This is a genomic window from Lactiplantibacillus sp. C232, from assembly GCF_023806725.1.
In the GTDB taxonomy this organism is placed as follows: domain Bacteria; phylum Bacillota; class Bacilli; order Lactobacillales; family Lactobacillaceae; genus Lactiplantibacillus; species Lactiplantibacillus plantarum.
Genome location: NZ_JAMSKZ010000037.1, coordinates 1 through 2101, shown reverse-complemented (window position 1 = coordinate 2101; position 2101 = coordinate 1). Strand labels below are relative to the sequence as shown.

Here is a 2101-nt window from a genome sequence, read left to right as displayed (position 1 = left end):
CTCGCTTTCAATTGGTTTTGGTCGACTTGATTGTAGCACAGGACGATATGTCCTTTTGTTGTACATAAAAATAGTGTTGATGGATTTTATCCATCAACACTAAATATCATAGACCCCCTATTTACTGATTACAGTGCGCACCTCTTTAGGTGATCTCGTCAAACAGTTAATATTCTGAAAACACAAAAAAACGTCATTCATCAACGAATGACGTTTGTGACGGTCCGTACGAGACTCGAACTCGTGATCTCCTGCGTGACAGGCAGGCGTCCTAAACCAACTAGACCAACGGACCAATTGCGGGAGCAGGGTTTGAACCTGCGACCTTCGGGTTATGAGCCCGACGAGCTACCAGACTGCTCCATCCCGCGATAATATAATGACCCCTACGGGATTCGAACCCATGTTACTGCCGTGAAAGGGCAGTGTCTTAAACCACTTGACCAAGGGGTCATATTTTTAAATGGTACAACGGAGAAGGAGGGATTCGAACCCTCGCACCGCTTGCGCGATCTATACCCTTAGCAGGGGCACCTCTTCAGCCACTTGAGTACTTCTCCAAAATGGGCCTAAATGGACTTGAACCATCGACCTCACGCTTATCAGGCGTGCGCTCTAAACCAGCTGAGCTATAGGCCCCAAAAAAGCGGGTAACGAGAATCGGACTCGCGACAACAGCTTGGAAGGCTGTGGTTTTACCACTAAACTATACCCGCAGAATACAGATATGGCGCGGGACGGAATCGAACCGCCGACACATGGAGCTTCAATCCATTGCTCTACCGACTGAGCTACCGAGCCATTGTAGCCATTTAGAACTATTAACTTAACGGTCCGTACGAGACTCGAACTCGTGATCTCCTGCGTGACAGGCAGGCGTCCTAAACCAACTAGACCAACGGACCAAATTGCGGGAGCAGGGTTTGAACCTGCGACCTTCGGGTTATGAGCCCGACGAGCTACCAGACTGCTCCATCCCGCGATAATAAGGAGGATGAGAGATTCGAACTCTCGCGTGGTTTGACCCACCTGACGGTTTTCAAGACCGTTCCCTTCAGCCAGACTTGGGTAATCCTCCATATGATGTAACTAGGAAATGTCCACTATTAATAGTAGATGGACCTTGTAGGGCTCGAACCTACGACCGGACGGTTATGAGCCGTCTGCTCTAACCAACTGAGCTAAAGGTCCAAGCTCTAATTCCTATCGCGGCAGGGGGAATCGAACCCTCGACCTCCCGGGTATGAACCGGACGCTCTAGCCAGCTGAGCTACACCGCGATGTGTTAAATAATCGTATATGACTACTTAATCGGGAAAACAGGATTCGAACCTGCGACCCCCTGGTCCCAAACCAGGTGCTCTACCAAGCTGAGCTATTTCCCGTTATATGCACCCAGTAGGAGTCGAACCTACAACCTTCTGATTCGTAGTCAGACACTCTATCCAATTGCGCTATGGGTGCTTCATAAAAGTGCCGAGGACCGGGATCGAACCGGTACGGTTATCACTAACCGCAGGATTTTAAGTCCTGTGCGTCTGCCAATTCCGCCACCCCGGCAACACTTTGGAACAAAGCGGAAGACGGGATTCGAACCCGCGACCCCCACCATGGCAAGGTGATGTTCTACCACTGAACTACTTCCGCATAACTATTCAGTTAATGCCGACTAGAGGATTCGAACCTCCGACCCCCTGTTTACAAGACAGATGCTCTGCCAGCTGAGCTAAGTCGGCATGACGATTAACACAACTATAACATCATATCATGCTCAGTTACATAAATCAACAATAACTTTTGTGAAACTATTTAATTATGAGCCGTGAACAATGAGCCGTGACAGTCTCGAACTGTCGACCCTCTGATTAAAAGTCAGATGCTCTACCAACTGAGCTAACGGCTCATGATGGAGGATACAGGGCTCGAACCTGTGACCCTCTGCTTGTAAGGCAGACGCTCTCCCAACTGAGCTAATCCTCCAATTTCGCATGGCAACGTCCTACCCTCGCAGGGAGCGATCCCCCAACTACTCTCGGCGCTAAGAAGCTTAACTTCTGTGTTCGACATGGGAACAGGTGTATCCTTCTCGCCATCGTCACCA

Annotated in this window: 19 tRNA genes and 1 rRNA gene; all 20 read right to left on the bottom strand. The window is 49.5% G+C overall.

Going from position 1 to position 2101, the window contains the following annotated elements:
- Window positions 1–220 precede the first annotated feature (220 nt).
- Window positions 221–295 (bottom strand) — tRNA-Asp (locus MZO41_RS16460).
- 2 nt (window positions 296–297) lie between these two features.
- Window positions 298–371, bottom strand: a tRNA-Met gene (locus MZO41_RS16455).
- Window positions 372–380: 9 nt separating this feature from the next.
- Window positions 381–453, bottom strand: a tRNA-Glu gene (locus MZO41_RS16450).
- 19 nt (window positions 454–472) lie between these two features.
- A tRNA-Ser gene (locus MZO41_RS16445) sits at window positions 473–560 on the bottom strand.
- A 4-nt stretch (window positions 561–564) separates the two neighbouring features.
- Window positions 565–639 (bottom strand) — tRNA-Ile (locus MZO41_RS16440).
- Between the two features lie 6 nt (window positions 640–645).
- Window positions 646–716, bottom strand: a tRNA-Gly gene (locus MZO41_RS16435).
- A gap of 12 nt (window positions 717–728) precedes the next feature.
- A tRNA-Phe gene (locus MZO41_RS16430) sits at window positions 729–801 on the bottom strand.
- Between the two features lie 29 nt (window positions 802–830).
- Window positions 831–905, bottom strand: a tRNA-Asp gene (locus MZO41_RS16425).
- Between the two features lie 3 nt (window positions 906–908).
- A tRNA-Met gene (locus MZO41_RS16420) sits at window positions 909–982 on the bottom strand.
- Window positions 983–988: 6 nt separating this feature from the next.
- Window positions 989–1078: transfer RNA gene (locus MZO41_RS16415), tRNA-Ser, on the bottom strand.
- Between the two features lie 39 nt (window positions 1079–1117).
- A tRNA-Ile gene (locus tag MZO41_RS16410) sits at window positions 1118–1191 on the bottom strand.
- Window positions 1192–1206: 15 nt separating this feature from the next.
- A tRNA-Met gene (locus MZO41_RS16405) sits at window positions 1207–1280 on the bottom strand.
- Window positions 1281–1311: 31 nt separating this feature from the next.
- Window positions 1312–1385, bottom strand: a tRNA-Pro gene (locus tag MZO41_RS16400).
- 5 nt (window positions 1386–1390) lie between these two features.
- Window positions 1391–1464: transfer RNA gene (locus MZO41_RS16395), tRNA-Arg, on the bottom strand.
- Window positions 1465–1474: 10 nt separating this feature from the next.
- Window positions 1475–1560 (bottom strand) — tRNA-Leu (locus tag MZO41_RS16390).
- A 15-nt stretch (window positions 1561–1575) separates the two neighbouring features.
- Window positions 1576–1647, bottom strand: a tRNA-Gly gene (locus tag MZO41_RS16385).
- 16 nt (window positions 1648–1663) lie between these two features.
- Window positions 1664–1736: transfer RNA gene (locus tag MZO41_RS16380), tRNA-Thr, on the bottom strand.
- A gap of 94 nt (window positions 1737–1830) precedes the next feature.
- A tRNA-Lys gene (locus MZO41_RS16375) sits at window positions 1831–1903 on the bottom strand.
- A 4-nt stretch (window positions 1904–1907) separates the two neighbouring features.
- Window positions 1908–1980, bottom strand: a tRNA-Val gene (locus MZO41_RS16370).
- A 6-nt stretch (window positions 1981–1986) separates the two neighbouring features.
- Window positions 1987–2101: ribosomal RNA gene (rrf, locus tag MZO41_RS16365) — 5S ribosomal RNA — on the bottom strand; the annotation flags it as partial.